We start from the raw sequence: 3,459 nt of genomic DNA on the forward strand, positions 1-3,459 counted from the left end.
CCTGCCCCGTCCAGACCGTCTCCGGGACCCGGGGCTGCGGTGGTGTCGATCACGATGACGGTCGGCTTGCGCTTGCCGCGCGCGGTCTGCAAGGCGGACTGCAAATCGGCGAGGTTCTTTGCCTTGACCGCATGCGCACCCATACTGGCGGCATGGGCGATATAGTCGATCTCGGGCTGGTCCTCGATCGTGCAATCGACATACATGTTGTTGAACGGGGCGCCGCCGCTGACCTGCTGAAGCCGGTTGATGCAGCCGTAACCGCTGTTGTCGGTCAGAACCACGGTAAAGGGAATGCGCCGCATGACGGCGGTGGCCAGTTCGGCATTGGCGAGCATATAGCTGCCATCACCGACAAAGCAGATCACCTCGCGCTCGGGGAGCGCAAGTTTCAGGCCCATGGCGCCGGCGACCTCGTAGCCCATGCAGCTGTAACCGTATTCCATGTGATAGCCGCCTTGCGACGCCTGCCACAGCAACTTTAGCGCCCCTGGCATGGTGCCTGCGGCACACATCGCGATGCTGTCCTTGGTGGCCACCGCCTGCACGGCCCCGATAACCTGAGCATCGGTTGGCAAGGCCCCTGCGGCAACCGGGGTTTGACATTTGGCATCGACCGCTGCCAGCCATGCCGCGCGGGCTGCCGTATCCGGTGCCGCGCAATACGCGCCGATCCGCACCGATAGCGCCTCCAATGCCACCTTGGCATCTGCGACAAGGCTTACCGCCCCGTGCTTGGCCGCGTCATAGCCGTGGGTATTGATAGAGACCAACTTGGCCCCGTCAGCAAACAGCGTCCGTGATCCGGTGGTGAAGTCCTGCAACCGCGTGCCGATGCCGATCACCAGATCCGCAGCACTCAGAGCCGCGTTTGCGGATGCCGCGCCATCAACCCCCGCCGCGCCGAAGTTCATCGGGTGCGCCTGCGCCAGAGCCGACTTGCCTGCCTGTGTCTCGGTGACCGGAATGGCGTGCTTTTCCGCAAATGCACCCAAGGTGCTTTCAGCACCCGAATAAATCACGCCACCACCGCAGATGATCACGGGTCGTTGGGCGGCGCGGATCAGGTCTGCAACGGTTTTTAACTCGAGCGCGTCAGGTTCCGGACGGCGGATGTGCCAGACGCGGGGCGCAAAGAAGGCTTCGGGCCAGTCGTGCGCTTCGGACTGGACGTCCTGACAAAAGGCCAGACAGACGGGGCCGCAATTGGCCGGATCTGTCATCACACGCACCGCACGGGGCAAGGCTGTCAGCAGCTGTTCAGGGCGCGTGATGCGGTCGAAATAGCGCACCACAGGCTTGAAACAGTCATTGGCGCTGATGGTGCCATCGTCAAAATCCTCGACCTGTTGCAGCACCGGATCGGGGCGGCGGCTGGCAAAAACATCCCCTGCCACGATGAGCAATGGAAGACGGTTCACATGGGCCAGGGCGGCTGCGGTCACAAGGTTGGTGGACCCCGGCCCGATGCTGGACGTTACCGCGTGGGCCTGCTTGCGCGCGCGGCCCTTGGCAAAAGCAATCGCCGCATGGGCCATCGTCTGTTCGTTCTGGCCGCGCCATGTCGGAAAAGGATCGTTGCCGCACAAATCACCATGCTGCGCCCGTTGAAGTGCCTCGCCGATCCCCGCCACGTTGCCATGGCCGAAGATCGCCCAGATGCCGGGAATGAACCGCTGGCCTTCCTCGTTCATCTGCACCGACAGCCATTTTACCATGGCTTGTGCTGCGGTCAGCCGGATCGTCGTCATTCTATTTGCCTCCTGCCGCCGCGCGGGCCGCATCCCAGATCCCACTCAGCCGGGCGAAGCGCCGGGCCATCTCGTCCACGGCATCGGCATCGCCCAAATCTCCGGCAAGCCATGCCTGCGCTACTGCCCCGAAGATCGTGCGACCGACAGCAAAGCCACGCACGAGGGGAAAGGCCGCTGCCACTTGAAAGCTTGCCGCAAGCTCGGCCTCTGGCGCATCCAGCCCCAGCACGACGATACCGCGCGTGTGGGCATCGTGCGTCTCGATCGCACGAATTGCGTTTTGCCATGCGGTGGCGGTCTGCATCGGCTCCAGCTTCCACCAGTCGGGATAGACACCCGCAGCATAAAACTGTTCGATCAAGGTCGCGGTCGTCCTGTCATCAACCGGCCCGACCTTGGACGGGATCACCTCGAGCAGAAACTCCAGATCATTCCGGCGCGCCGCGGTGAACAGCTGCTTTACGGTGGCTTCCTGCTCTGCCCGCAAGGCGGCGGTGTCCTCGGGGTGGCAAAAGCACAAGACCTTGACCACGTTCTCGCGCGCCCAAGCCTCCAGCCCGCCACAGTCCGGCCCCAGTTCCGGCTCCAGTGTCAAAGGGCGTGATCCGGGCCATTCACAAGGACGCCCGATCCACAACCCCGTACCAGAGGCGGCATGCAAGGCGCTGCGCCCGATCCGGTTATCGCACAAAATGCCATAGCCGGGCCTGCGGGCCTGAACCTTTTGGGCAGCGCTCAAGCACAGCTCTTTGAAGGCTGCGCCCTTGGCCGCCGTATAACCCTCCATCTGTTCCAACTGCATCCGATGGTCAAAGGCAAAGACCCGGATATCTGACCAGTCGGGCAGGCCGCGCCGCGCGCGGTTGGTCGACCAGTGGATCTGCTCCAATGGGGAGTCATTGCGCAGGTCCGGCCGCACCACTCCGCGTTTCAGAAAGAAGTCCAGTTCGGTCAAGGACGGATAGGCGGGGGTGCATCCATGACGGCTGACCGCAAAGGCCCCGCACGCATTGGCATATTCCAGAGCACGCGGCCAGTTTTCCCCATCCAGCCACCCCTTCATCAGGCCCGAGAAAAACCCGTCGCCCGCGCCCAGCACATTGAACACCTCAATCGGAAAGCCGGGGCCGGTCTGACCCTCGTCCAGGCTGTCTGGGATTGCCCCCTCAAAAGCAACCGCCCCCGCCGCGCCGCGCTTGCAGACGAGCACGGCGGGGGTCACAGCGCGCACGGCCCGTAGCGCGCCGATGGTGTCTGTCGTGCCGCCAGCGATGTGGAATTCTTCCTCGGTGCCGACGATCAGATCGAAATAATGCAAGGTGGCCTGCAATTTGGCCGTTACCGCCGCGCTTTCGACGAAACGGCTTTCCCCATCGCCATGGCCCGCCACGCCCCACAGATTGGGGCGATAGTCGATATCAAGCGCAGTCTTGGCGCCGTGCTTTCGCGCCAGCGCCAGCGCTTTCAATACCGCCGCCTCGGTGCGCGGGTTTGACAGATGCGTGCCTGTCGCCAGAACCGAACGGGTGTCGGCGATCAGTCCCTCGTCGATATCGTCCTCGCACAGCGCCATGTCTGCGCAATTCTCGCGGTAGAAGATTAGTGGAAACTGTTCGGAATCGCGGATCCCCAGAATGACCAGCGCCGTCAGGCGATCCGGGTCGGTCGCCACCCCGCGCACATCAACGCCCTCGCGCTGCAACTG

General features: G+C 63.5%; 2 protein-coding genes. Both read right to left on the reverse strand.

All coding sequences use genetic code 11. The features are described from left to right. Window positions 1-1,751, reverse strand: a 1,751-nt coding sequence (gene iolD / locus U1A24_RS03525) for a 3D-(3,5/4)-trihydroxycyclohexane-1,2-dione acylhydrolase (decyclizing) (RefSeq protein WP_305249395.1), incomplete at its 3' end; no start/stop codon positions are given. A gap of 1 nt (window position 1,752) precedes the next feature. Further along, window positions 1,753-3,459 (reverse strand): PfkB family carbohydrate kinase (locus tag U1A24_RS03530; RefSeq protein ID WP_305249396.1); only part of this gene is annotated, 1,707 nt, incomplete at its 5' end.

This window comes from Cypionkella sp., from assembly GCF_034376685.1.
Taxonomy (GTDB): Bacteria; Pseudomonadota; Alphaproteobacteria; order Rhodobacterales; family Rhodobacteraceae; genus Cypionkella.